Annotated in this window: 17 protein-coding genes; 8 read left to right on the top strand and 9 right to left on the bottom strand. The window is 38.0% G+C overall.

Going from position 1 to position 24193, the window contains the following annotated elements; translation table 11 throughout:
• The gene (gene gltB, locus GZ212_RS15525) at nucleotides 1-4506 is read right to left on the bottom strand and encodes a glutamate synthase large subunit (protein ID WP_166962417.1); all 4506 of its coding nucleotides are present in this window, start codon (nucleotides 4504-4506) and stop codon (nucleotides 1-3) included.
• Between the two features lie 423 nt (nucleotides 4507-4929).
• Between gltB and GZ212_RS15520 the strand changes: the two genes are divergently transcribed.
• From GZ212_RS15520 to metK, 3 genes are all read left to right on the top strand, one after another.
• On the top strand, nucleotides 4930-5268 hold the full coding sequence (locus GZ212_RS15520) for a P-II family nitrogen regulator (protein WP_053969768.1): 339 nt from the start codon (nucleotides 4930-4932) through the stop codon (nucleotides 5266-5268).
• Nucleotides 5269-5277: 9 nt separating this feature from the next.
• Nucleotides 5278-6516, top strand: a complete 1239-nt coding sequence (locus tag GZ212_RS15515; protein WP_053969769.1) for an ammonium transporter — start codon at nucleotides 5278-5280, stop codon at nucleotides 6514-6516.
• Between the two features lie 230 nt (nucleotides 6517-6746).
• Nucleotides 6747-8000: a methionine adenosyltransferase gene (gene metK / locus GZ212_RS15510; protein WP_166962257.1), complete on the top strand. Its 1254-nt coding sequence runs from the start codon at nucleotides 6747-6749 to the stop codon at nucleotides 7998-8000.
• 53 nt (nucleotides 8001-8053) lie between these two features.
• Here metK and GZ212_RS15505 read toward each other — a convergent pair whose 3' ends face one another.
• The 3 genes from GZ212_RS15505 to GZ212_RS15495 all read right to left on the bottom strand — a co-directional run bounded on the left by GZ212_RS15505 (nucleotide 8054) and on the right by GZ212_RS15495 (nucleotide 12625).
• Entirely contained in the window at nucleotides 8054-10783 is a 2730-nt protein-coding gene (locus tag GZ212_RS15505; RefSeq protein ID WP_166962254.1) for a carboxypeptidase regulatory-like domain-containing protein, read from the bottom strand.
• A gap of 32 nt (nucleotides 10784-10815) precedes the next feature.
• Complete coding sequence (locus GZ212_RS15500) at nucleotides 10816-11691, bottom strand: GLPGLI family protein (RefSeq protein WP_166962251.1); 876 nt, start codon at nucleotides 11689-11691, stop codon at nucleotides 10816-10818.
• 91 nt (nucleotides 11692-11782) lie between these two features.
• The gene (locus tag GZ212_RS15495; RefSeq protein ID WP_166962248.1) at nucleotides 11783-12625 is read right to left on the bottom strand and encodes a GLPGLI family protein; all 843 of its coding nucleotides are present in this window, start codon (nucleotides 12623-12625) and stop codon (nucleotides 11783-11785) included.
• Nucleotides 12626-12753: 128 nt separating this feature from the next.
• On the opposite strand from GZ212_RS15495, the gene GZ212_RS15490 reads away from it, so the two are divergent.
• The 4 genes from GZ212_RS15490 to GZ212_RS15475 are packed head-to-tail and all read left to right on the top strand — an operon-like array spanning nucleotide 12754 to nucleotide 16347.
• A complete protein-coding gene (locus GZ212_RS15490; protein WP_166962246.1) occupies nucleotides 12754-14241 on the top strand; it encodes a sensor histidine kinase KdpD in 1488 nt (495 codons plus the stop codon).
• A complete protein-coding gene (locus tag GZ212_RS15485) occupies nucleotides 14234-14917 on the top strand; it encodes a response regulator transcription factor (RefSeq protein ID WP_166962243.1) in 684 nt (227 codons plus the stop codon). The genes GZ212_RS15490 and GZ212_RS15485 overlap by 8 nt, the downstream gene beginning before the upstream one ends.
• A 33-nt stretch (nucleotides 14918-14950) precedes the next feature.
• Nucleotides 14951-15730, top strand: a complete 780-nt coding sequence (locus tag GZ212_RS15480) for a hypothetical protein (protein ID WP_166962240.1) — start codon at nucleotides 14951-14953, stop codon at nucleotides 15728-15730.
• A 2-nt stretch (nucleotides 15731-15732) separates the two neighbouring features.
• A complete protein-coding gene (locus tag GZ212_RS15475; protein ID WP_053969777.1) occupies nucleotides 15733-16347 on the top strand; it encodes a deoxynucleoside kinase in 615 nt (204 codons plus the stop codon).
• On the opposite strand, the gene GZ212_RS15470 is transcribed toward GZ212_RS15475, so the two are convergent.
• From GZ212_RS15470 to GZ212_RS15460, 3 genes are all read right to left on the bottom strand, one after another.
• Nucleotides 16348-17352 carry an App1 family protein gene (locus tag GZ212_RS15470; RefSeq protein ID WP_166962237.1) on the bottom strand — a complete coding sequence of 335 codons (1005 nt, stop codon included), beginning with the start codon at nucleotides 17350-17352 and terminating at the stop codon, nucleotides 16348-16350. It lies immediately after the preceding gene.
• Between the two features lie 63 nt (nucleotides 17353-17415).
• Complete coding sequence (locus GZ212_RS15465; protein ID WP_166962234.1) at nucleotides 17416-19809, bottom strand: sodium-translocating pyrophosphatase; 2394 nt, start codon at nucleotides 19807-19809, stop codon at nucleotides 17416-17418.
• 120 nt (nucleotides 19810-19929) lie between these two features.
• The gene (locus GZ212_RS15460) at nucleotides 19930-20457 is read right to left on the bottom strand and encodes an inorganic diphosphatase (RefSeq protein ID WP_053969780.1); all 528 of its coding nucleotides are present in this window, start codon (nucleotides 20455-20457) and stop codon (nucleotides 19930-19932) included.
• Nucleotides 20458-20676: 219 nt separating this feature from the next.
• Here GZ212_RS15460 and GZ212_RS15455 point away from each other — a divergent pair, with 219 nt between their 5' ends.
• On the top strand, nucleotides 20677-22899 hold the full coding sequence (locus GZ212_RS15455) for a M1 family metallopeptidase (RefSeq protein ID WP_166962231.1): 2223 nt from the start codon (nucleotides 20677-20679) through the stop codon (nucleotides 22897-22899).
• Nucleotides 22900-22938: 39 nt separating this feature from the next.
• On the opposite strand, the gene GZ212_RS15450 is transcribed toward GZ212_RS15455, so the two are convergent.
• The gene (locus tag GZ212_RS15450) at nucleotides 22939-23535 is read right to left on the bottom strand and encodes a DUF6705 family protein (protein ID WP_166962228.1); all 597 of its coding nucleotides are present in this window, start codon (nucleotides 23533-23535) and stop codon (nucleotides 22939-22941) included.
• A 40-nt stretch (nucleotides 23536-23575) separates the two neighbouring features.
• Nucleotides 23576-24184, bottom strand: coding sequence for a DUF6705 family protein (locus tag GZ212_RS15445; protein ID WP_166962225.1), 609 nt, complete (start codon nucleotides 24182-24184; stop codon nucleotides 23576-23578).
• Between the last annotated feature and the right edge of the window lie 9 nt (nucleotides 24185-24193).

Raw genomic sequence — 24193 nt, 5'->3', positions numbered from 1 at the left:
TTATTGCGTAACCATTTTTTCTTCCTCTTCCAACTTAATTAATGCCTGACGGTATTCTTCAGGTAATACCTTAATAAATTGAGGCAAATACGTTTCCCATTCTTCCAATACTTTTTGAGCCAAAGGGCTCAAGGTCGCATTGTAATGGTTTTCTACCAACTCCTTCAGAAGTAAGATATCCTGCTCCTCCTCAACGGGCAATAGATTCAAGTGTTCTGAATTGCAATGCGCCTTAAAGGTTTTGGAATCATCTAAAACAAAGGCAATACCACCACTCATACCAGCACCAAAATTCCTACCTACTTTTCCAAGAATGATAGCTACACCACCTGTCATGTATTCGCAACCATGGTCGCCAATTCCTTCTACAACGGCCTTGGCACCCGAATTTCTAACACAGAAACGCTCTCCAGCTTTTCCATTGATATAAACTTCACCAGAGGTCGCTCCGTAAAGAGTCACATTGCCAGTTATGACATTATCTTGCGGAATAATATCCGATTCTTCGGGAACTTTTATTATTAGTTTAGCTCCTGAAAGACCTTTCCCCAAATAGTCGTTGGTATTTCCGTTAACAATCATGGTAAGTCCTTTGGTTCCAAAAGCTCCAAAACTTTGACCTGCCGAACCTGTAAAATTCAAATTCAAGGTGTTTTCGGGTAAGCCCTGGGCCCCATATATTTTTGAAATTTCATTGCTTAAAATAGCCCCTACCGCCCGGTCTATATTGGTGATTTTGAAATCGAGATAGGTTTTTTCCTTCCTAAAAATGGCAGGATGAGCCATTTCTAAAATTTTAAAATCAAGGTGCGTTTCCAAATGATGTTCTTGGTTCTCAGCATGGTGAATTTTGACATGCTTCGGTGTACGAATTACATGCAGAATGGGTGACAAATCGATTCCTGAAGACTTGAAGTGCTCAATAGCTCGATTACGATCCAATTTTTGAACTTGCCCGACCATTTCATCAACCGTCTTAAATCCTAACTGGGCCATAATCTCTCGCAATTCCTGAGCCACGAAATACATGTAATTAACAACATGCTCTGGTTTTCCTTCAAACTTTTTACGCAACTCCGGATTTTGGGTTGCGATACCTACAGGACAGGTATTTAAATGACATACCCGCATCATGATACATCCAGATGCCACCAATGGTGCCGTAGCAAATCCAAATTCTTCAGCTCCCAACAAGCAGGCAACGGCTACATCTCTTCCAGTTTTTAATTGTCCGTCACACTCTAAAACCACACGACTTCTTAAATCATTCATCACCAACGTTTGTTGCGCCTCAGCAACACCCAATTCCCATGGCAATCCGGCATGTTTTAAGGAAGTAAGCGGTGAAGCCCCTGTACCGCCATCATGACCAGAGATTAAAATCACATCTGCCTTGGCTTTGGCCACACCAGCAGCAACCGTACCCACTCCCACCTCGGAGACCAATTTCACATTGATACGGGCCTCTCTATTGGCTGATTTTAAATCGTAAATCAATTGGGATAAATCCTCAATGGAGTAAATATCGTGATGAGGAGGTGGCGAAATCAATCCCACATAAGGGGTCGAGTTTCTCGTTTTGGCAATAAATTTATTCACTTTAGGACCTGGCAATTGGCCACCCTCTCCCGGTTTGGCTCCTTGAGCCATTTTAATTTGAATTTCTTGAGCGCTAGTCAGGTAATTTGAAGTCACCCCAAAACGACCCGAAGCCACCTGCTTGATGGCACTGTTTCGCCAATCACCATCCGGACTCTTATAAAACCGCTCTTGATCTTCTCCTCCTTCTCCCGAATTGCTTTTTCCTCCAATACGGTTCATGGCAATGGCCAAATTCTCATGCGCCTCTTTACTTATGGAACCATAAGACATGGCACCCGTTTTAAAGCGTTTAACAATATCTGTCCAAGGTTCTACCTCATCAATAGGTATCGGGTCAAAATTTGTAAACTCAAACATACCTCTGAGTGTCATCAATGCCTTTGACTGGTCATTGACCAACTGCGAATATTCCTTATAGGTTTTCGGGTTGTTTTGACGAACCGCTTCTTGCAATTTGGCAACAGACAAGGGATTGAACATATGTTTTTCTCCATTTCTCCTCCATCTGTATTGTCCCCCAATTTCCAAATCCAAATTAGCCTCAATATCCTTGGCCTTGTAGGCCGCTTTATGTCTTTTCCTTATTTCCTTTTCAATTTCATGCAAACCAATACCTTGAATCCTTGTCACCGTATTTGGAAAATACTTTTCCACTGTTTTGGTGTTGATCCCAATACATTCAAACAACTGGGCACCCCTATAGGAGTTAAGGGTTGAAATCCCAATCTTGTTCATGACCTTTAAAATCCCTTTACCGACTGCCTTGTTGTAATTCTGAATGGCCGTTATAAAATCAACATCTACAATTTCCTTTTCTTTTAATTGCTCTTTGATAATTTCATTAACCATATACGGATTAATGGCACTAGCGCCATAACCAAACAATAGGGCAAAATGATGAACTTCCCTTGGTTCTGCAGATTCTATGATGATACTTATTTTGGAGCGTTTCCCTAAAGCATAAAGTCCGTTGTTCACATAAGAACAAGCCAATAAAGCTGGAATAGGTGCTTTCTTATCATTGACGCCACGATCACTTAAAATAATAATATTTGTGCCACTATCGATAGCCTCCGAAGCTGTTTTAACCAAAGCTTCGAGCCGTTCTTCCAAACCATTAACACCCTTGCCCACTTCATACAACATGGAAATGGATGTTACTTGGTAATTAGGGCTTTTATCATAGTGTTTGATCTTATCTAAATCCTGTTTGGAAATTACTGGATTTTGAATTTTCAGCTTCCTACAATGCTTCTCGTTTATCTTAAAAATATTGGTATCACTACCTAAGGTCAAACTGATATCTGTAATCAACTCCTCCCTAATACCATCCAATGGCGGATTGGTTACTTGAGCAAACAGTTGTTTAAAATAATTGTATAAGAGTTGTGGCCTTTCAGACAATACCGCTATGGGGGTATCACTCCCCATAGAACCGATCGGTTCTTTACCTCCTTGAGCCATTGGTTTAATAATGGTATTCAAGTCTTCCTGGGTATAACCGAAAACAGTTTGTCTTTTATGAAGACCTTCTTCCAGATGAATGATGGGTCCGTCACCATAAGGAATATCCCTAAGGTGTATTAAATTATTCTTCAACCATTGCTGATAAGGATGCTTGGAGGCGACTAATTCCTTAATTTCCTCATCGTTCACAATTCGTCCTTCATCCATGTTCACCAAGAACATTTTACCCGGTTCCAATCGGCCATGGAATTTGACATTTTTTGGATCGATTTCTAAAACACCCGTTTCTGAAGACATGATGACATAGTCATCCTTGGTAACCGTATACCTTGATGGTCTCAAGCCATTCCTATCCAATAGCGCACCAATGTATGTTCCATCGGTAAAAGGAATAGAGGCCGGACCATCCCATGGCTCCATTAAACAGGAGTTAAATTCATAAAATGCCTTTTTGGTTTCAGACATTTCAGGGTTTTTCTCCCAAGCCTCAGGAACCAACATCATCATGACTTCTGGCAAACTTCTGCCAGTCATCAACAACATTTCAACCACCATATCCATTTGGGCAGAATCCGATTTTCCCTTAAGAACAGTAGGAAGCACCCGCTTCAAATTCTTTCCGAATAAGTCACTTTTCATTAGCTCTTCACGGGAAAACATTCGAGACACATTTCCTCTTAAAGTATTTATCTCTCCATTATGACACATGTATCTAAAGGGCTGAGCCAAATCCCAAGTTGGGAAGGTATTGGTAGAAAACCGTTGATGTACCAAGGCTAATTTGGCATCCAATAAAGGATCTTGTAGATCCTTGTAATAGACACTAATATCCTCAGGCATCAAAAGTCCTTTATATATAATGGTCTTGGTTGACAAACTGGGTAAATAGAAAAAACTGGCCTCAGAAACCCTAGAATTATAAATGGTATGTTCTGCTATTTTTCTAGCTGTGTATAACTTTACTGTAAAATCAAAATCGGTTTGCTCATCATTTTCTTTACCTATAAAAACTTGTCTTATGGTAGGTTCGGAAACCTTAGCTATTCTACCAATATTTGAGTTGTCAACAGGCACATTTCTCCACCCCAGAAGCTTGAGACCTTGCTCCTTAATGGCCTCTTCAAAAACAGTGACACAATAATCTGTTTGATTAATTTTCTTGGGAAGAAACACATTACTCACTGCATATTGTCCGCGTTCGGGCAATTCAAAGCCACAATTCTTCACAAAAAAGTCATGTGGAATATCAATCAAAATACCAGCGCCATCACCAGTTCTTCCATCAGCACTTACGGCTCCTCTATGCTCAAGTTTTACCAAAATTTCGAGCGCCTTGTGAATGATATCATTGGAACGCTTACCTGTAAGACTACAAATAAAACCGGCACCGCAATTATCGTGTTCAAATTCGGGCAAATACAATCCTTGTTTCTTCATCATTGTTCTTTCATTTTTAACTATTAAAATTGGGGGAAAAGGATTTCTAAGTTACGGAATAAAGAAGCCCTATCCTTAAAATCCAATCATTATTACGAATTTCTTAAAATACCCTTATCATTTTTTTAATAAAAAAAATAATCAACCTCATTATTATCGACTTTAAAATAAAAAACAGAAATTTTACGATGTTAATTTGTTAAAATCATCAACTTTTATCAATTTTAATCAGAAATAAAAGCCCGCAAACCGGCTATAGGCCTACGATTACAGAATTTAAACATATTTTAAGTTCAACCCTATTTTTAAAAGGGGTTGAATGCTCATTTTTATCAATTATTAAGTTTTAACCATCATTTTTTTAGGGTATAATGTCTTTTTTTATAGATTTACACCCGAAAAATTTGTTCTAATTTTTTTGAAATGAAAAAAATCGAAGCCATCATCAGAAAATCAAAATTCAGCGAAGTCAAAGAAGCCTTACACGAGGTTGGGGTCATGTTCTTTTCCTATTGGGATGTCACCGGAGTAGGCAATGAAAAAGAGGGCCATGTTTATCGTGGTGTATCCTATAGTACCAGCGACATTCAAAGACGCCATTTATCTATTGTAGTTAATGATGATTTTGAGGAAATCACCATAAAGACCATTTTAAAATCGGCTGCTACGGGTGACGTTGGTGATGGAAAAATTTTTGTAAGCGACATCAATGAAGTTTACAGAATACGAACAGGAGAAAAAGGAGGAGATACTTTAAAATAATTAATAGCTATGGAATTAACTATCAACAATGTTTGGATGATGATTTGTACCGCCTTGGTTTTTTTTATGCACCTAGGCTTTGGTTTTTTGGAGATCGGTTTAACCAGACAGAAAAACACCATCAACATCCTATTTAAAAATATGTTCATCATCACTTCTGGACTGCTTCTTTACTACATTATTGGTTTCAACCTGATGTATCCCGGAAGTTTTTGTCTTGGAGGTGTTTTACCAGATTACTTCATTGACCTTTTTGGACTCTCCCTTCCTGAAAATGGTTTGACAGCCGAATATGCAGATGGCGGTTACACTTATTGGACCGACTTCCTGTTTCAAGGTATGTTTGCAGCCACAGCAGCAACTATCGTTTCTGGTGCCGTTGCCGAACGTATAAAAATAGGCCCGTTTATGATTTTCACCATCATCTACGTTGGCTTGGTTTATCCTATTGCGGGCTCTTGGAAATGGGGAACGGGTTTTTTGGACCAAATGGATACTCCTTTTTATGATTTTGCAGGATCTACCCTTGTACACTCCGTTGGGGGTTGGGCAGCTTTGGTTGCTGTTTGCCTATTGGGCCCCAGAATTGGGAAATTCAAAAATGGCAAACCACAAGCCATTCCAGGTCATAACATTCCTCTAGCTACAGCTGGGGTCCTAATCTTATGGTTAGGTTGGTTTGGATTCAATGGCGGATCAGTATTATCAGCCGACCCAAGCGCCACTTCAATTACTTTAGTTACCACATGTTTAGCCGCAGCAGCGGGAGGTATGTCTGCCTCTATATTTTCAACTTTGATGTATAAAAACATGGATTTAACCATGTTGCTGAATGGTATTTTAGGCGGTTTAGTTGGTATAACAGCAGGAGCTGACCAAATGAGTCCATCTGACGCCATATTTATTGGGGTTGTTGCCGGAATTATAATCGTTTTAGGTGTTGCTTTGATTGATAAATTAAAACTTGATGACCCTGTGGGTGCTATTGCAGTACATTTAATATGTGGAATCTGGGGAACGCTTGCCGTTGGAATCTTTGGAAACTTGGCAGGAATGGATCAATTCTTAAGTCAGTTAATCGGGATTGCATGCTATGGTATTTTTTGTTCCACCTGTGCTTTTCTCATCATTTTCACCCTCAAAAAAACCATGGGTATTCGCGTATCAGAAAGGGAGGAATTGGAAGGATTGGATGCTCACGAACACGGCATGGATGCCTATCCTGACTTTCGTTTGAACGAACATTAGAAAGCATTTAATATCAGATATTTTAAGGGTCATTTTTTTTCAAATGGCCCTTTTTCATTTTAACTTACTTTAGTTTTTCAATACAGATTAAATTCGTAGTTTTGCCCACGATATTAATAACGAGGAAAGATTTGAACTGATTGCAACCTCTATAAAACAATGCTAAAGCAGTACTTGCTACAAGTATTCTCTTGCAATCCCTCTCCTTTTCTCGGAAAAATTAAAGTAATATGTCATATTTATTTACTTCGGAAAGTGTTTCTGAAGGACATCCAGATAAAATTGCAGATCAGATAAGCGATGCATTAATTGATAACTTTTTGGCCTTTGACAAGGATTCCAAAGTTGCCTGCGAAACGCTAGTAACTACAGGACAGGTTATTTTGGCTGGCGAGGTTAAATCACATACTTATTTAGACGTTCAAAAAATTGCCAGGGACGTTATCAATAAAATCGGTTACACCAAAGGCGAGTATATGTTTGACGGAAATTCCTGCGGGGTACTTTCTGCCATCCACGAGCAATCTGACGATATCAATCGTGGAGTTGATAGAGCTAGCAAGGAAGAGCAAGGTGCCGGTGACCAGGGAATGATGTTCGGATACGCCACCAAAGAGACCAATAATTATATGCCTTTAGCATTAGACCTTTCTCATGTTATTTTGAAGGAACTGGCTGTTTTAAGAAGAGAAAATAAAGACATTACCTATTTACGCCCCGATTCAAAAGCACAGGTAACTATTGAATATAGCGACGACAATATTCCACAACGGATTGAAGCAATTGTGGTATCTACGCAACATGATGAGTTTGACGAGGACGAGGCCATGTTAGAAAAAATAAGAACCGACATTAAGAACATCTTGATTCCAAGAGTGGTAGCTCAATTACCTAAACGCAACCAAGAACTTTTTAATGACGATATCAAATACCACATCAATCCTACTGGCAAGTTTGTCATTGGAGGACCTCATGGTGATACTGGTTTAACTGGTAGAAAAATAATCGTGGATACTTACGGTGGTAAAGGCGCCCACGGTGGTGGAGCGTTTTCAGGTAAAGACCCAAGTAAGGTAGACCGAAGTGCTGCTTACGCCACAAGACACATTGCTAAAAACTTAGTAGCTGCTGGTGTATGTGACGAGGTATTGGTACAGGTAAGTTATGCTATTGGAGTCGTAGAACCAATGGGAATTTTTGTAGATACCTACGGCACTAAAAATGTGACCCTGTCTGATGGTGAGATTGCAAAAAAGGTTTCTGAAATTTTTGACATGAGACCAGCAGCTATTGAAGAGCGCCTAAAACTAAGACAACCCATCTATAGTGAAACCGCTGCATATGGCCATATGGGAAGAGATAACGAAATTGTAACCAAAACTTTTTCACAACCTAACGGGGAAACCGTTACCCTAGATGTGGAATTGTTTACTTGGGAAAAATTGGATTATGTAGATCAAGTAAAAGAAGCGTTTGGTTTATAAGCCGAATACCTTTAAAAACAAAAAAGCCTTCCAAGTTGGAAGGCTTTTTTGTTTTATAAATTATAAACCGCTCTCAACGTAATAAATCGTGGCTGTATGTAGTAATCGTTGATACTTATAGAAAAGTCTGACACATTGGTTTGTGACTGCGACTGGGTATTTAACAAGTTGGTTGCCTTCAATTCAAACTCCCACTTAGCATCTTGATCCTTACGGTAATTTAAGCTGGCATCCCAAAAATCAAACACCTGCGCCTCTCGATCTTGAGGGCTGACACGCGTATAAGCATACTCTGTTCTAAAGGTAAATCGCTTCCAAATTAAAGCATCAAACTCGACACTTGGCGCATTGGTAAAGGTCTTGTTATAAGTAGTTCCTAAATCGGAGTCCTGTATCCCAAAACGGTATCCCACTTCAAAATTAGGAGCCTCCCTAAAATTGGACCCCAATTGCATTCTGTAGTTTTGATTGTAATTCTCATTGATAGAACGAAGTCCATTAATGAACTGGTTAAACTTGGTATAACTAAAATTGGCACTTGCCGTGGCTCTCAACTTTTTAAAAGTACGCTGAAAACGACCATTGGCACTTAAACTTTCATCAGAAAAATTAGAATTAAAAGGGGATGACAAACGAATCACGCTACCATCTTCAAAAATGGATTGATTACGTATTTGATCAATGTTTTTGTTATAATTGATGTTGGCAAACACATTGGTATAGTTGAACATATTAAAGCTGAAATAAGTCAAACTCACATTATGTGACAACGAATTTTCCAAAGCATAATTACCCGTAAAAAAGGAATTGTAATTGTTCATGACAATACCTTCTGCCAACTGATTGACATCGGTAAATTGTGTTTGCATTCGGTAGTTTATGTTGATATGCTCACTTTTTTTCAATTGGATACGCGTGTCAAAATCGGGTAAAAACTGGAAGAAATTATTGGTATAATCAATGTTGAATTGTTCATTTTTTGAACTATAAGAATGCACCGAAAAACCAGGAGTAAAGGTAAATATACCTGCCTTTAATTGGTAGTGTAACCCCATATATAAATCAGAAAATGTGTAATTGATATCATTTCCTATGAGTCCGTCGTTTATTGAGGGAGCAGGATCTAATGTTTCATTACTATCCAACAATTGAAATATATTGGAGTTGAATTTTTGATTGCTATAAATGGTTCCTAAGGTCAAGTTTAAATTGCTTTTTTGATTCAAGACATACCAATAGTCCAATTTAGCATCCAACTGATTCGTCTTGACACGTTTTTCTTGATTGATATTATAAACTGATTGATTTAAATCCAGCCCCAAGCCATCTGCGGTTGAATAATAGTTATCTGCATCATCAGGTCCATCCATATTCTCCAAGACTGCATTGTAGAAGGGATCCTCATCCTGCAACAAATGCTGTATCTCCAAGGCAAATATATTTTTATCGTTTAGGGTATAGTAATAGTTCAAATTCTGATTGATACTATATGGATCTGAGTTTTCCGATTGATCGGTATTCCCCAAAACAGAGGACACCACATATTGGTCCTGAGACTCCTTTGACGTTCTTGCTAAAATATCGTAATCCAATTGATTGCTAGAATTCGGTTTGTATTTAGCACTTAACTTGACCATTCCCAAATCACTTTTCTGGTTGGTATTGGTTTGGGTATCTTCATCTGGAATACCCAGATTGCTATTAGTATACTGTATGGAATTGTTTTCCTGCATCCTAGTTCGGTTGCTGGTAAAAATGGCAAAACCACTTAAGTCTAACGTCTTTTTAGGAGAATAACTAAAATTAAGAGCTGCGAACTTTGAATTAATCTCCTTGGCTCGGTTATTTTGCATAGTTAAAAAACCAAGATTATTATTCCCCAAGCTTATGTTGGTCCCACTTTGACGACTAGGCATCCTGAATCCTCCAGAAAAATTAAAATAGTCTCTACGCGTAAAAGCCACCTCGCCGATATTATTTAAGTCACCAATGAAGTTAATACTGTATTTCGGGTTATAATAAAATACCTTAGGCTGCACCAAATACAAACCATCTTCACTAGCCAGACCAGCACCAGCCGTTACGGTACCAAACCAAAAGTTATCCTTTCCTTCTTTCAGCTTGATGTTGATCGCGATGTTATCCTGATTGTTTTGGACACCGCTAAGCTGTCCTACCTCAGCAAAGTTTTTTAAAACCTGAACCTTGTCAACAGCATCTGAAGGAATATTTTTGGTTGCCAATTTGGAATCCCCATCAAAGAAATCCTTACCCTCGACCATGACTTTAGAAACCGTCTTTCCTTCCACCTTTATTTGACCATCGTCATCAATTTCCACTCCTGGCAACTTTTTGAGAACATCTTCAAGCTTACGTTCGGTACCAGACTTAAAGGAATCGGCGTTATAAACAAGCGTATCTCCTTTAACCGTTACTGGCATCTCATAAACCAATTCAACCTCATCCAAAGTATTATCTGATGATAAAGTGAAATCCTTGATGACATTAGACTCTCCCGTGGTCACCTCTTCGTTATAGGTTTTCATACCTACATAACTCACTTGAATAGAATACATGGAATTGGTTTCCAAATCCAATTTGAATTTTCCTTTGTCATTTGTAATCCCATAAGACTCCAAGGCATTGGTTACTTTGTTTATGGCGATGACATTAGCCAATTCCAACGGATTTCCAACACTATCCTTTACAACACCCTGAAGGGTAATTTGTGAAAAAGCTTGCCCGCTAATAATAAGGCATAGCACAATTATTATTTGTTTCATTTGATTTTTTTGATTGGTAAGTAATATTAAAATTAGCGTCGATGACCACCTCCGCCACGTCTTCCACCATACATTTCGCGCATTTCTTCCATTTTATCTTTCATGATTTGGTTATACTCTTTGCGAGTCACCTCTTGGCCTTTAGTAGGTTTTTTGATTTCTTCTTTTTCTTCTGGATTTAAAACTATTTTGGAGCAAAGAATGGTAGTTCTATCTGCATTAACCTCTAAAATTAAACCTGGTAGCCCCCAGTATTCACCAGGCCCTTGGTTTACTGGTATTTGAGGTGTGTACCAAGCTACTACTTCTATTTCCTTAGGCACCTCGATCTCATCCATAGGATCTTTTACTTTCGTTGAGTCCGATTCCTTTTCTGCCTCTTTCTTTTCATCATTATCACGACGGCGTCTCATACTTCTAAAATCCATTTCATCGACAGGTTTTATGGCAGTAGCCTTAAAACATGTGTATTGACCAATCTGCTTGGTCTCTGAACCCATAGTCCATTTAAGTTGTGGTAAGGAATCGTTAATTAAAAATTTCTTTCCAAAAAACTCTTGTTCTTGCAACAATTGTTGATCTTTTACATTCTTGTATTGCGGGCCGGCAGTAAAACTCCCCATCATTCTGAAACCACCTCCTTGACCAGGTGCATCCAATTTTTCCTGCTCCTTGTAAATGGACTCAAATCTATTAAAGCTTAGTTCATAGGTCTTTTCAAGAAAACTTTTCATGCGCTCTTGAATCATCTTCTTCTGAGCTTCAGACATCTCTCTACCTCCAAAATTACCCATATCCATGGTTGTTTTGGATTCATAAAATGCCTTTCCTTGAAAGTCTTGAGCTTGAATAAAAGTTGAAAAAAATAATAGAATGACCAGAAGTCTCTGAGTAGTACTAGAATTCATCGATGATTGTTTTTAATTAACTTAAGTTAGCTATAGGACTCATTTAAACCCAAATAGTTAAATCCTCAAATGTTAAAAAAAACTTAAAAAATTATCCCCCAATTCTAATTTCTATGTTGTTCCCATCCTTTTTACGATTATAACTATTGCGCTCTTGAAACTCTTTTAATTTCTCTTCAGCGATGGTTTCAAATTCCTTTTGAGTTACTTCTTTCCCGCTTGTTGGCTCAACAATTTGATCTGCCTTTTTACTATTTAATACAATCTTCGAGCATATTGTGGTTTCCTCCCCATCATTCACTTCCAAGATCAAACCTGGCAATCCAAAGTACAATGCAGGACCACTATTTACCGGGATTTGTGGCGTGTACCAAGCCGTAACAGTAATCGTTTCGGTTTCAGGATTCTTGATTTCAAAATCAGGATCTTCATTTACCTTCATACTGTCTTCCCTTTTTTCGCGCTCGATTGTTTTGGTAGCCTTAAAACAGGTATAGTCCCCAATATTCTTGGTTTCTTTCTCCAGCTTCCAATCGTGAGGTTCTAGGGAATCCTTAATTAAAAATATTTTCCCCATGAGTTCCGATTGATTCACATATCGGCCTTCTTTTGTATTCTTATAAAGCTCACCATCACCTCCATCGGCCCGAACCATCATAATTTGAGCTCCCGTTGGGTTTGGCAACCCCAAACTTTCTTCCTCTTTATAGATAGAAGCCTCTTGATTGAAAGTCAATTTGTAAGTTTTCTCAAATTGTTTTTTGAGCATTTCCATAAGTTGCGTTCTCATTTCCCCATTCACTTTGGTGCTATCCAACTGAATGTTCAGTTTTCTTTTGGTTTTATAAGTTGCCTCTCCAACAAAATTTTGCGCGGATACCCATGACCCCATTAACAGGAGCCCAAAGACTAAAATTTTACTTATTGATTTCATACTGTTGTTTTTTGATTTGTTATTTTGACCTTACAAAAATGGGAAAAGCTTAATTTTTAAAAAGTTAACCTGTGTTAACGTGTGTTAACCGATTAGTTTAGTTTCTCATTTCCATCTACTTTTGATTTATGAATCATTCCAAATATCAAATCATTCTTTACGTCATTGTCTTGGTTATAATTAGCACCATAGGCATCCAAGGGTATTGGAATTACAAAAACTACCAAAGCCACAGACGCCAATTGGTAAATGATGTACAAACTAGTCTAGACAAAGCCGTTGATGATTACTACACCCAATTGGCAGAGAAAACAACTTTTGCTTTCTCCTTTGTAAATGATACCATAAGCTCCGCAGATCATGAACATTCTGAAATTTCCTCAGTTTTAAAACATTTCGACTCCACTAAATCGTTACTGGATTTTTCAAAAGATTCCATCAAGGGAGTGAAAATTTACACGGGATATAGTGCCGATTCCATTATGGAACTTGCCCAAAGCGATTTAGAGAGAAAAAAGGACTCTTTAATTCAATCTAACATCAAAAACAATGTTCAGTATTTAGACATTAAAAAATTGACTTCCAAGGTGATGATTTCTATCAATTCAGATTCCATTTCGTTAGATAATCTTTCTCATTTGGTAAATAAGGAATTGAGCCGAAAGCAATTGGACATCACCTACCAGCTAAGTTTCAAAGCAAAGAATGAAGAAACCAAAAAAGCCCATGTTTGGAATCCCAACACCCTAGAACCGCCTTATCTTGAAACTCAATCAAAATCAAATTTTCTGCCCAAGGGCAGCCAATTGACCATTCAATTTTCCAACATTTCCAGCATTTTGCTGAAAAGAATGGTCTTGGGCATCTTGATATCCTTAACCTTGATTTTGGGTGTTATTGCTTGTCTTATTTTTCTATTGAAAGTCATTCGCAACCAAAAGCAATTGGCCGAGGTCAAAAATGACTTGATTAGTAACATGACTCATGAATTCAAAACGCCTATCGCCACAATTGGGGTTGCCCTGGAAAGTTTAAAAGATTTCAATGCACTCAGCGACCAAAAACGAACCGAATCGTATCTCAATATTTCCAACCAGCAATTAACTAAATTACATATGATGGTGGAAAAATTGCTGGAAACCGCCACTTTGGACAGCCATGATTTGGAACTCAAACTGGAATCCAACAATATCAATGACCTCCTGTTGCAATTAAAACAGAAACATCAATTACAAACGAACAAAACCATTCATTTTTCACACCCAGATGAACACATTTTCGCTCTTTTGGATGCTTTCCATTTTGAAAATGCCATAAATAATGTTCTTGATAATGCTATTAAATATGGCGGTGACATCATCAAGATGACCCTCAGTAAAGAAAATAAACGGGTTTTACTTTCCATTTCTGATGATGGCAATGGCATTTCCAAATTGCATAAAGAACATATTTTTGATAAATTTTACCGAGTTCCACAAGGAAACACCCACGATGTTAAAGGCTTTGGAATTGGTCTCTTTTACACCAAAACCATCATTGAAAAACACCATGGAAGCATCTTTTTGGATTCTAACACCAAACAAACCACTTTTACAATAAGCATTCCCCATGGATAAAGATATCCATATACTTTTGGCCGAAGATGAACCCGCTTTAGGGATGATCATCAAGGAGAGCTTGGAAACCAGAAATTTTAAGGTGACCCACTGCCTTGATGGACAGGCTGCCTGGGAAAACTTTCAAAAACAGGAACCCCATTTATTGGTTTTGGACGTCATGATGCCCAAAAAAGATGGCTTTTCGTTGGCTAAGGATATCAGGACAATGAATGACTCTATACCCATTATCTTTTTAACCGCCAAATCCCAAACACAAGATGTGGTGGAAGGCTTTACCATAGGAGGTAACGACTATCTCAAGAAACCCTTCAGCATGGAGGAACTCATCGTTAGAATAAATAATCTCTTGAATAGAGTTAATTTACAAAAAAACTCGGAGGTTTTGAAAATAGGCCACTACCAGTTTGATTTCCCCAAACAGACCTTAACATTCCAACATGAAGAACCTCAGCAATTAACGCATCGCGAAGCGCATTTATTGTTCCATCTTGTAAAAAACAAAAATCAGGTATTAGATCGCTCTTTAATTCTGAACAAACTTTGGGGCAATGATGATTTTTTCAATGCCCGAAGCATGGATGTGTTTATCACCAAATTGAGAAAAAAATTGATTCAGGATAGTAACATTCAAATTATCAATGTTAGAGGATATGGTTACAAATTAGTTTGCTGATTTCTGCTTCAATTTTTGTAATTTCAATCCCGTATGAAATGGATTCAATTTGCCCTCCTACTTTTTCCCTTGTTCCTGATAGGACAAACTACCATCCGTGGAGAATTGGTTCAAAAAGTGCCATTGGATGTAGATCGCATAGAAGGCGTTGATAATTTTGGGACCTTATATTACACCAAGAATAATATATTTTATAAAAAATCGAATACTTCGGAAATAAATTACAGCAACGTTCAATTGGGTAATGTTACATCCACCAATACCTTCAACCCATTGAAAATGCTTTTATTCTATAAGGATTTCAATACGGTAATCATATTGGATAATCGTTTGGCTGAAATTTTTAAAATTGATTTTAACACCTCCAATCCTTATAAAAATGTGAGTCATATTTCCACGGGAAATGACAATACCCTATGGCTTTTTAATATGGACAACCAAAAGTTGGAGCTCTATGATTACAAAACCAAAAAAGTGCGAGCCACAACAGTACCGGTAAGCTCCCAAGTATTGGATATAACAAGTAATTATAATTTTTGTTGGCTCTTGACTCAAAACTTCTTGTACAAATACAATTATTTTGGAAGTATGGTTCAAAAAATACCAAATGACGGCTATTCAAAAATTTCCATGTTCAATGAAACCACCTACCTTCTTAAGGACCAAGCACTGGTTCAATTGGATAAAAATTTTGAAACCTTCACCCCTCTTGTATTGGGCGATTTGTTAATAAATCAGTTTTTTGTAACCAACGAAACCTTGTATATTTACGATTCCAAATTTCTTAACCAAATCCACTTAAAATCTAACTAGAGATGCATATTGCTGTTGCAGGAAACATAGGCGCCGGAAAAACTACCTTAACCAAATTATTAGCCAAACATTTTAAATGGGAAGCCCAACTGGAAGATGTGGTAGACAACCCTTACCTGGATGATTTTTACAATCAAATGGAGCGCTGGAGCTTCAATTTGCAAGTTTACTTTTTGAACAGTCGCTTTAGGCAAGTACTTCAGATTAGAGAAAGTGGTAAAAGCATCATTCAAGACAGAACCATTTATGAGGACGCCTATATTTTTGCGCCCAACCTTCATGCCATGGGATTGATGACCAATAGAGATTTTGAAAACTACCATTCCCTATTTGATTTGATGGAAACGATGGTTCAAGGTCCCGATTTGCTAATCTATTTGAGAAGCACTATCCCTAATTTGGTGGCTCAAATTCATAAACGCGGTAGAGATTATGAAAATTCTATCAGCATTGATTATTTAAGTAGGCTCAATGAACGCTATGAAGCCTGGATTCATAATTACAACAAGGGTAATCTACTGATTATTGATGTAGACAAGCTAGACTTTGTAGACAACCCAGAAGATTTAGGTAGCATCATCAATAGAATTGACGCCGAAATCAACGGATTATTCTAATCATTTTACAAACCCATTTTCCCTAGCGTGAAGAATAGCTTGTTCACTGTCTTTGACCAGCAAAACAGGCGTTCTGACATAATCTTTTATTAGACTTTTCACTCGTATTAATTTCTTTTTGTGGGATACAGATCGCAAATAAATGGCAAGAATTCTATCTGGATGTGATTCAGCTATTTCAATATAAATATCGGGATCATGTTCGCCGCTATCCCCTATTAAGATAAATTTCAGATCGGGATAGGCTTTTAGAATATTGACAATCTCCTTCTGTTTGTGTGGTTTTTCATCCCGTTTTTTAAATCGGAACAATCTAGGGAATGTCCGCAAAACAATGGGGCCTTTTGGAAAATTGTTCTTCTTTAGAAAATACTCCAAATACCTGTATAAATTCCACGGACTATGGCTTACATAAAAGATGGGATTACTTTTTTTTCCTGTAGTGCCGCGATGCAATAAATGATAAAACTCGGGAGCCCCCTTTAAAGGAATCCGATTCCCAGCATGCTTTAAAAACGTATTGTATAAAACACGCCACTTGAGTTTAGACGCCACTCCCGTATGAATGATGGTATCATCAATATCTGAAACAATCCCAAAATCGGAATCTAGATCCGGCACCAACAACTCACCTGGAAATCTGTTCTCAGATTGTATGGGATGCTTATGCTTAAAATCGCCGTAAGACACTTCAAATTTCAACCAACATTCCTCATTAGTATAGGCGGTTAAACCCTGAACCTTTTCGTCCAATAGAAAATAACCACCGTCATCTGTTAATACTTCATATACTTTCCCATTTGGCAAACGTATTTTTAACGGTGCTCTTTTAAGCTCATCTGTTTCAAAGCGCTTCCAAGAGTTGACCAACAAGGTGAAAAAGCTTTGATCTTCCAAGTCAATGGATTCGTCCTCAAGCGCTCTTCCCCGAGCATAAAAATGGGAATCTGTTCCATACGTTTGGAAAACAATAATCTGAAGGGGATCTTTTTTGAACCAAGTCATAATATAAAGTAATAAAAAAACCACATCAAATCAGATGTGGTTCTTATATATTTTAAACTAGGTTTAGTTCACTTCAGTTTCAATTTCAATATTGGAAGCTCCATCCTTCAAGGATTCCAACTTAGCTTGAACTTCTTCTTTTGTACCACTGATAACACGTTCGTCTACCACTACTTGCCCATTTTCAACGGTAGTTGTCTCAACAATGGCCCTAGCCAAATTATCATCCAAAACAGACATTTCAACTTTCACTTCTTTGGTTATTTGTGGCTTATCCATTTGAGCAACACCTTCTTCAGAATGTCCACCCAATATTGGAGCTATCACCAAACCTACCAAGCAAGTCAATTTAATCAAAATATTCATGGAAGGTCCAGAAGTATCTTTAAATGGGTCTCCCACAGTATCACCTGTTACAGCTGCTTTATGAGCATCACTTCCTTTGTATGTCATTTTCCCATCAATTTCTACCCCGGCCTCAAAGGATTTTTTAGCATTATCCCATGCGCCTCCAGCATTATTTTGAAAGATGGCCCACATAACACCACTCACACAAACTCCTGCCATGTAACCTCCCAATGGTTCTGCACCAAAAACAAAGCCAACAATAATAGGTGTAATAATGGTAATCAATCCAGGTAAAATCATTTGTCTTAAAGCCGCTTTGGTTGAGATATCCACACATTTGGCATATTCTGGTTTGCCAGTCCCTTCCATAATCCCAGGAATCTCACGAAACTGTCTTCTCACCTCTTTTACCATTTCCATGGCCGCTTTCCCAACGGATTCCATAGCCAAAGCTGAAAATATAACGGGTATCATACCGCCTACAAATAACATGGCCAATACATCCGCTTTAAAAATATTGATTCCTTCAATTCCAGTAAAGGTCACATAAGCCGCAAACAATGCCAAGGCCGTCAAAGCCGCTGAAGCGATAGCAAATCCTTTTCCAATGGCAGCTGTAGTATTTCCAACAGAATCCAAAATATCAGTGCGTTCTCTTACTTCAGGATCCAACTCACTCATTTCTGCTACTCCACCAGCATTATCAGCGATAGGTCCAAAAGCGTCAATAGCCAATTGCATCGCTGTGGTAGCCATCATCGCTGAAGCTGCAATGGCAACTCCATAAAAACCAGCCAATTCATAAGAACCAAAAATTGCTGCAGCAAATAATATCACCGAAAAGAAAGTAGATTTCATCCCTATGGCAAGTCCGGCTATAATATTGGTTGCCGATCCTGTTGAACTATTCTGTACAATACTAAATACGGGTTTTTTACCCAGGGCGGTATAGTGTTCTGTCACTGTTGCTATCAAAGCACCCACACAAAGTCCGATTAGGGTCGCCCAAAACACATTCATTGATGAAATTTGAACCGGATTGGCTTCCCCAAAGAACTTCATATCGATTACAGATGGCAGCATCCATTTAATCAGAAAATAACTAGAAATCAAGGTTAAAATAATTGCCGTCCAGTTTCCAACGTCCAATGCACGTTGTACTTGAGGCTCTTTAGCATCATTACTGGAAACTTTTACCAATAGGGTTCCTATAATAGAAGCAACGATTCCAACTCCAGCAATTACGATAGGCAACAAAATAGGCCCCATATTGCTAAAGTTATCTGCAAAAGGAACTCCTGAGATATCAGCAATATCACGAATCATATAGTTTCCTAACACCATGGATGCTAAAACTGTTGCCACATAGGAACCAAACAAATCAGCACCCATACCAGCCACATCTCCCACATTATCACCCACATTATCTGCAATGGTTGCCGGGTTTCTTGGATCATCTTCTGGGATTCCAGCCTCTACTTTACCAACCAAGTCCGCGCCAACATCAGCCGCTTTGGTATATATACCACCTCCAACACGTGCAAATAAGGCAATAGACTCAGCTCCAAGAGAGAAACCAGCCAAAGCTTCCAAAGCCACGGTCATTTCTTCATAGAAAACACCTTCACCCGTTATAAACATTTTGACAAAAAGGAAGAAGAACAAGCTAAGACCCAATACAGCCAATCCAGCTACTCCCAATCCCATGACGGTTCCACCTCCAAAAGACACTTTTAATGCCTGTGGTAGACTGGTCTTAGCGGCTTCTGCTGTTCTAGCATTGGCCTCGGTAGCAACACGCATACCTATATTACCTGCCAAAGCAGAAAAAATAGCTCCAAAAATAAAAGCTACAATAATAATCCAGTGGGTTGTTGGAACAAAATACGAAATGGCAAACAAGGCAACCGAAGCAATCAACACAAAGACTGCCAATAATTTATACTCGGCATTTAAAAAGGCGAGAGCACCTTCCTTTATTGAAGTTGAAATCTCCTGCATCCTCTCATTTCCCGGAGCTTGCTTTTTCACCCATGCCATTTTTACAAACATGAAAAGCAGGCCAAGAATTGCCAATGCCATTGGCACAAAAATCATATTCTTTTCCATAAAATTGAATTAAAATTAGTAATTGAAATATTGTTGGTTTAAATGTAGGAAAAACAATGATAATAAAAAACCCCTTAATAATATTAAGAGGTTTTTGAGAATTCGTTAATTTAAAATCTTTTAGATTGTGAAATCACCTGTTTCTTTATGGTCACTGTTCTCGTATCTTTCAGAACAATCGTGGTAAATATCCAAAGCTTCTTGGGCATTTCCCCATCCACCAACATCAACTTTCTTTTCTTCCAAATCTTTATAAACTTCAAAGAAGTGTTCGATTTCTTTCAAACGGTGTTGGTTCAATTCACTGATATCACTCTTGCTACTCCAGATAGGGTCTGAAACAGGAACACAAATCAATTTCTCATCTGGCCCTTTTTCATCTGTCATATGGAAAACTCCAATTGGTTTCACCTCCATCACACACATTGGGAATGTTGGCTGATGCCCCATGATCAATACGTCTAATGGGTCTCCATCTAATGCTAACGTTTCAGGAATGAATCCATAATCTCCTGGGTACATCATTGAAGAAAACAACATACGATCAAATCTAATTTTCTTTAAATCAAAATCGTACTCGTATTTATTTCTACTACCTTTTGGAATTTCTATTAACACATCAAAGGTTAAATCTTTTTTAGCTGTCATTATTTTACTAATTATTGAATGTCGAATTTATAATAATACTGGGCATGCAAAGATATGGAAGCCAAACACTTTGAACAACAAAAAATCAAATACAGTTTGTTAATTAAATATAGTTTTCTTAATAAATCTTAAAATACTCCTATTTAATATTCCATTTCCATACGGTTATTGTACGAAGGAAATTTAGTACCTTAATTGCATCTTTAATTTTTCATCCTCATGAAACGTATTTTTCTTGTATTAAACTTATTATTCCTTCCTTTATTAATTAATGCACAAAAGCAACCATGGCAAGGAAAGTTTGAACCCATTGACAACCTCATCACACCTCCTAGCACCTACAGAACTGCTAGCGGTGCTCCGGGCAGAGATTACTGGCAACAACGCGCCGATTACAACATTAAAGCATCCCTTGACGAAAAAACGAAAGTCTTGTCTGGTGAAGAAACTATTACTTACTACAACAATTCCCCAGACGAATTGACCTATGTATGGATGCAACTTGAGCAGAATGTCAACAAAAAAGAAGGCGAAAGTTTTGGTGATGCCTTTGGTGGTGTTAGGGACTCCATTAGCAGTTTGAACATGCAATACTTAACCCGCGCCATTGAGTTCCCTGCTGGTCACACCATCAAATATGTGAAAAATGCGTCTGGCAAAGACCTTAAAACTTTAGTCAACCAGACCATGATGAAAGTGTTTTTGGATTCGCCTTTAAAATCTGGGGAAACCACTCAATTCCAAATATCTTGGTCCTACCCGATTACAGACCGAAGCATGTTTATGCTTTCCCGTGAAGGTTACGAATATTTCCCAAAAGATGACAACGCTGTATTTCTAATTGCCCACTGGTTTCCTAGGATGTGCGTTTATAATGATACCGAAGGTTGGCAAAATAAACAATTTAGAAGACTGGGTGAATTTGCGCTAGAGTTTGGAAATTACAACGTTGAAATCACGGTTCCCGAAGATCATGTGGTCGCCTCGACAGGTTCACTTCAAAATGAGGAGCAAGTGCTTTCCAAGCAACAACGCAAACGTTTGGACGAGGCGAAAAAGTCTTTTGGCGCGCCAGTCTTAATTATTACTCCAGAAGAGGCCTTAAAAAATGAGCAGAGCAAATCCAGTAAGATGAAAACCTGGAAATTTAAGGCTGAAAATGTTCGGGATTTTGCTTGGGCCACCTCCAGAAAATTTATTTGGGATGCACAAGCGCATCAGTTTTCAGACCACGTCACCATGGCTATGTCTTTTTATCCCAATGAGGGACTTCCGGTATGGGAAGAAGAATCAACCAAAGCCGTAGTTGCTGCTTTGGAAGTGTATTCGGAAGCCACTTTTGAATACCCTTATCCGGTTGCCATTTCGGTAAACACATCGAATATTGGTATGGAATTTCCCATGATTAGTTTTAATGGTGGTCGTCCAAAAAATGGAAAAATAAGCGATATGGCCAAAGCTGGTATGATTGGAACCATCATTCATGAAGTGGGCCACAATTGGTTCCCTATGATTGTAAGCTCAGATGAGCGCCAATGGATGTGGATGGATGAAGGTCTTAACACCTTTTTACACCAAAGAACGGTTGCTGAAAAATACCCGCAATTTAGCCATACCACTCCCAAATCCATCGTTCCCTTTATGAATGGAAACCAAGATATCATGAGACCTATCATGACCTCTTCAGACAATGAATTGCTGACACAGTTTGGAGCCAATTTTTATCAAAAACCAACAGTTGGATTGCAAATTTTAAGAAACTCAGTCATCGGAAAAGAACTCTTTGACCAGGCTTTTAAAGAGTATGCCAACCGATGGAAATACAAACATCCCAACCCAGCTGATTTATTTAGAACCCTAGAAGATGCTACTGCTACCGATTTGGATTGGTTTTGGCGCGGATGGTTTTTTACTACCGACAAAACCGACATGGAATTAAGTCAGGTAAAATGGTTTAGGGTAGAGGAAAAAGACCAAAATATTGAAGACCAACAAAAAAAGACCAAGATACAGGTGGAAGGACAGGATACCAAAACGGTTGCTACCGATTTCTCTGGCGGACCTGAAATGATTACCATGACCGAAACACCAGATAACAATTACGGTGGTTTTTTATCCCGATTAGATGAAACTCAAATACGCAACAACCTGTCTGGAAAAAACATTTATGAAGTAACCATTAAAAATGTGGGCGGACTCGTTATGCCAGTAACCATAGAATGGCAATATACTGATGGAAGCAGCGAAACAGACCGTTTGCCTGCTGAAGTATGGCGCTATAATGAATATGAGATTACCAAAACCTTTGTCAAAGATAAGGAAGTAAAACAGGTGATCTTGGATCCTAATTTTGAATTTGCCGATGTGGAAACGGCTAACAACAGCTTCCCTAAAACGGAAGAAGCTTCACAGTTTGACAAGTTTAAGGAGAAAAAAAATTAAAATTAAAGGCAAGGGCAAAAGCTCTTGCCTTTTTTGATTTTACAGTTTAATCAAATAATAATATCCTCCAGGAATGATTCCTTCTAGTGACCCAGGATCTTCTCCCATTTTGGTAATTGTCCCTCCTCTTTTAAAAATTTGAATTGCTTCTTGACCATTTACCTCAGCAGTCCTTAAGTAAAGATTGCTCGATGCTCCATTAGGTTCACTCATGATTAAACTCAGTCTAAAGATATCTGTAGTGAATGCTTCAAATGGACTATGTTGAGTAAAAGGTATGTGATTGCCCTCAATGCTATGTTTATAGGTGTCTGGCAACAGGCTAGTTAATTTATAAAGCGTATTTGCTAATTCTATACCATTCTCCTTATATGCAAATTCACCAATTAAAAGGTCTTCATAGTAATTACCATTATAAATCATCTCTTTTTTTTCAAATACTATTTTTAAATATTGAGAGCCATTATCTAACACCCATGTTCCTACAAATGGATTAAGCAGTTGGCTACCGTCTTTATAGTAGGCATTGTCTATACTTTCTTGCCAATCTTCTAGATTGATGATTGGGTTTTGCGACATACATTGAGTTCCCAATATTACTACACTAAATATTATAATTTGTTTTATGGCTTTCATAAGTTGTAAAAACGAGACTTTTTAGTACGTCCCTTTTGTTTTACTGTTTAATCATCTCATATTCACCGTAAGGCACCCTATGTTCATCTGGAGCACCTTCATAAGGTAGCATCGAGCTACTACTCTCAAAAATAGTAACCGTCATTTTCTCGGGATTTGAGGAGTTTGTATCATAACGTAATACCATTTTAGTTGTCAAATATCCCCTTTCGGGGTCATTAAAATAAAGCATCACCCTACGCTCATTAGACGAGCAATCATAACACTCCGGATAATATTCATTAGTAATAATATGGCCGCCTCCTATATTTCTTATATCAAAATTATTTGGTGATTGGCTTAAACTGGGTAGTGTATTAATAATTTCAGTTCCATTTTGTAAATAATTATATTCTCCAAAAAGTTCATCAAAATAATATTCCGATCCATCATAAACCATTTCCTTCTGAAGTAACTGTATGGTAAAAGTTGTTCCTCCATTAATATAAACCCAGATGCCAACAAATTTATCAAAATCGTTATTTAGGTCTTTAAAATAAGTACCTTCACTTTTTCCTTGAATTTGAGAATCCCTTGAAACTATGGGAGTTTGCGCACTACATGAAGCCAAACCTATTATGCAGGTTATTAAGCATAGAATATTTTTCATCTTTTTAGA

Source organism: Mangrovimonas sp. CR14, assembly GCF_011764015.1.
Lineage (GTDB): Bacteria > Bacteroidota > Bacteroidia > Flavobacteriales > Flavobacteriaceae > Mangrovimonas > Mangrovimonas futianensis.
The sequence above is the reverse complement of the archived record's forward strand: the minus strand, read 5'-3'. Positions and strand labels throughout refer to the sequence as shown.

Coding starts and splice junctions, on each gene's coding strand:
- gltB (WP_166962417.1), bottom strand. CDS start 4,506: ATGAAGAAACAAGGATTGTATTTGCCCGAATTTGAACACGATAATTGC.
- GZ212_RS15520 (WP_053969768.1), top strand. CDS start 4,930: ATGAAAAAAATCGAAGCCATCATCAGAAAATCAAAATTCAGCGAAGTC.
- GZ212_RS15515 (WP_053969769.1), top strand. CDS start 5,278: ATGGAATTAACTATCAACAATGTTTGGATGATGATTTGTACCGCCTTG.
- metK (WP_166962257.1), top strand. CDS start 6,747: ATGTCATATTTATTTACTTCGGAAAGTGTTTCTGAAGGACATCCAGAT.
- GZ212_RS15505 (WP_166962254.1), bottom strand. CDS start 10,783: ATGAAACAAATAATAATTGTGCTATGCCTTATTATTAGCGGGCAAGCT.
- GZ212_RS15500 (WP_166962251.1), bottom strand. CDS start 11,691: ATGAATTCTAGTACTACTCAGAGACTTCTGGTCATTCTATTATTTTTT.
- GZ212_RS15495 (WP_166962248.1), bottom strand. CDS start 12,625: ATGAAATCAATAAGTAAAATTTTAGTCTTTGGGCTCCTGTTAATGGGG.
- GZ212_RS15490 (WP_166962246.1), top strand. CDS start 12,754: ATGAATCATTCCAAATATCAAATCATTCTTTACGTCATTGTCTTGGTT.
- GZ212_RS15485 (WP_166962243.1), top strand. CDS start 14,234: ATGGATAAAGATATCCATATACTTTTGGCCGAAGATGAACCCGCTTTA.
- GZ212_RS15480 (WP_166962240.1), top strand. CDS start 14,951: ATGAAATGGATTCAATTTGCCCTCCTACTTTTTCCCTTGTTCCTGATA.
- GZ212_RS15475 (WP_053969777.1), top strand. CDS start 15,733: ATGCATATTGCTGTTGCAGGAAACATAGGCGCCGGAAAAACTACCTTA.
- GZ212_RS15470 (WP_166962237.1), bottom strand. CDS start 17,352: ATGACTTGGTTCAAAAAAGATCCCCTTCAGATTATTGTTTTCCAAACG.
- GZ212_RS15465 (WP_166962234.1), bottom strand. CDS start 19,809: ATGGAAAAGAATATGATTTTTGTGCCAATGGCATTGGCAATTCTTGGC.
- GZ212_RS15460 (WP_053969780.1), bottom strand. CDS start 20,457: ATGACAGCTAAAAAAGATTTAACCTTTGATGTGTTAATAGAAATTCCA.
- GZ212_RS15455 (WP_166962231.1), top strand. CDS start 20,677: ATGAAACGTATTTTTCTTGTATTAAACTTATTATTCCTTCCTTTATTA.
- GZ212_RS15450 (WP_166962228.1), bottom strand. CDS start 23,535: ATGAAAGCCATAAAACAAATTATAATATTTAGTGTAGTAATATTGGGA.
- GZ212_RS15445 (WP_166962225.1), bottom strand. CDS start 24,184: ATGAAAAATATTCTATGCTTAATAACCTGCATAATAGGTTTGGCTTCA.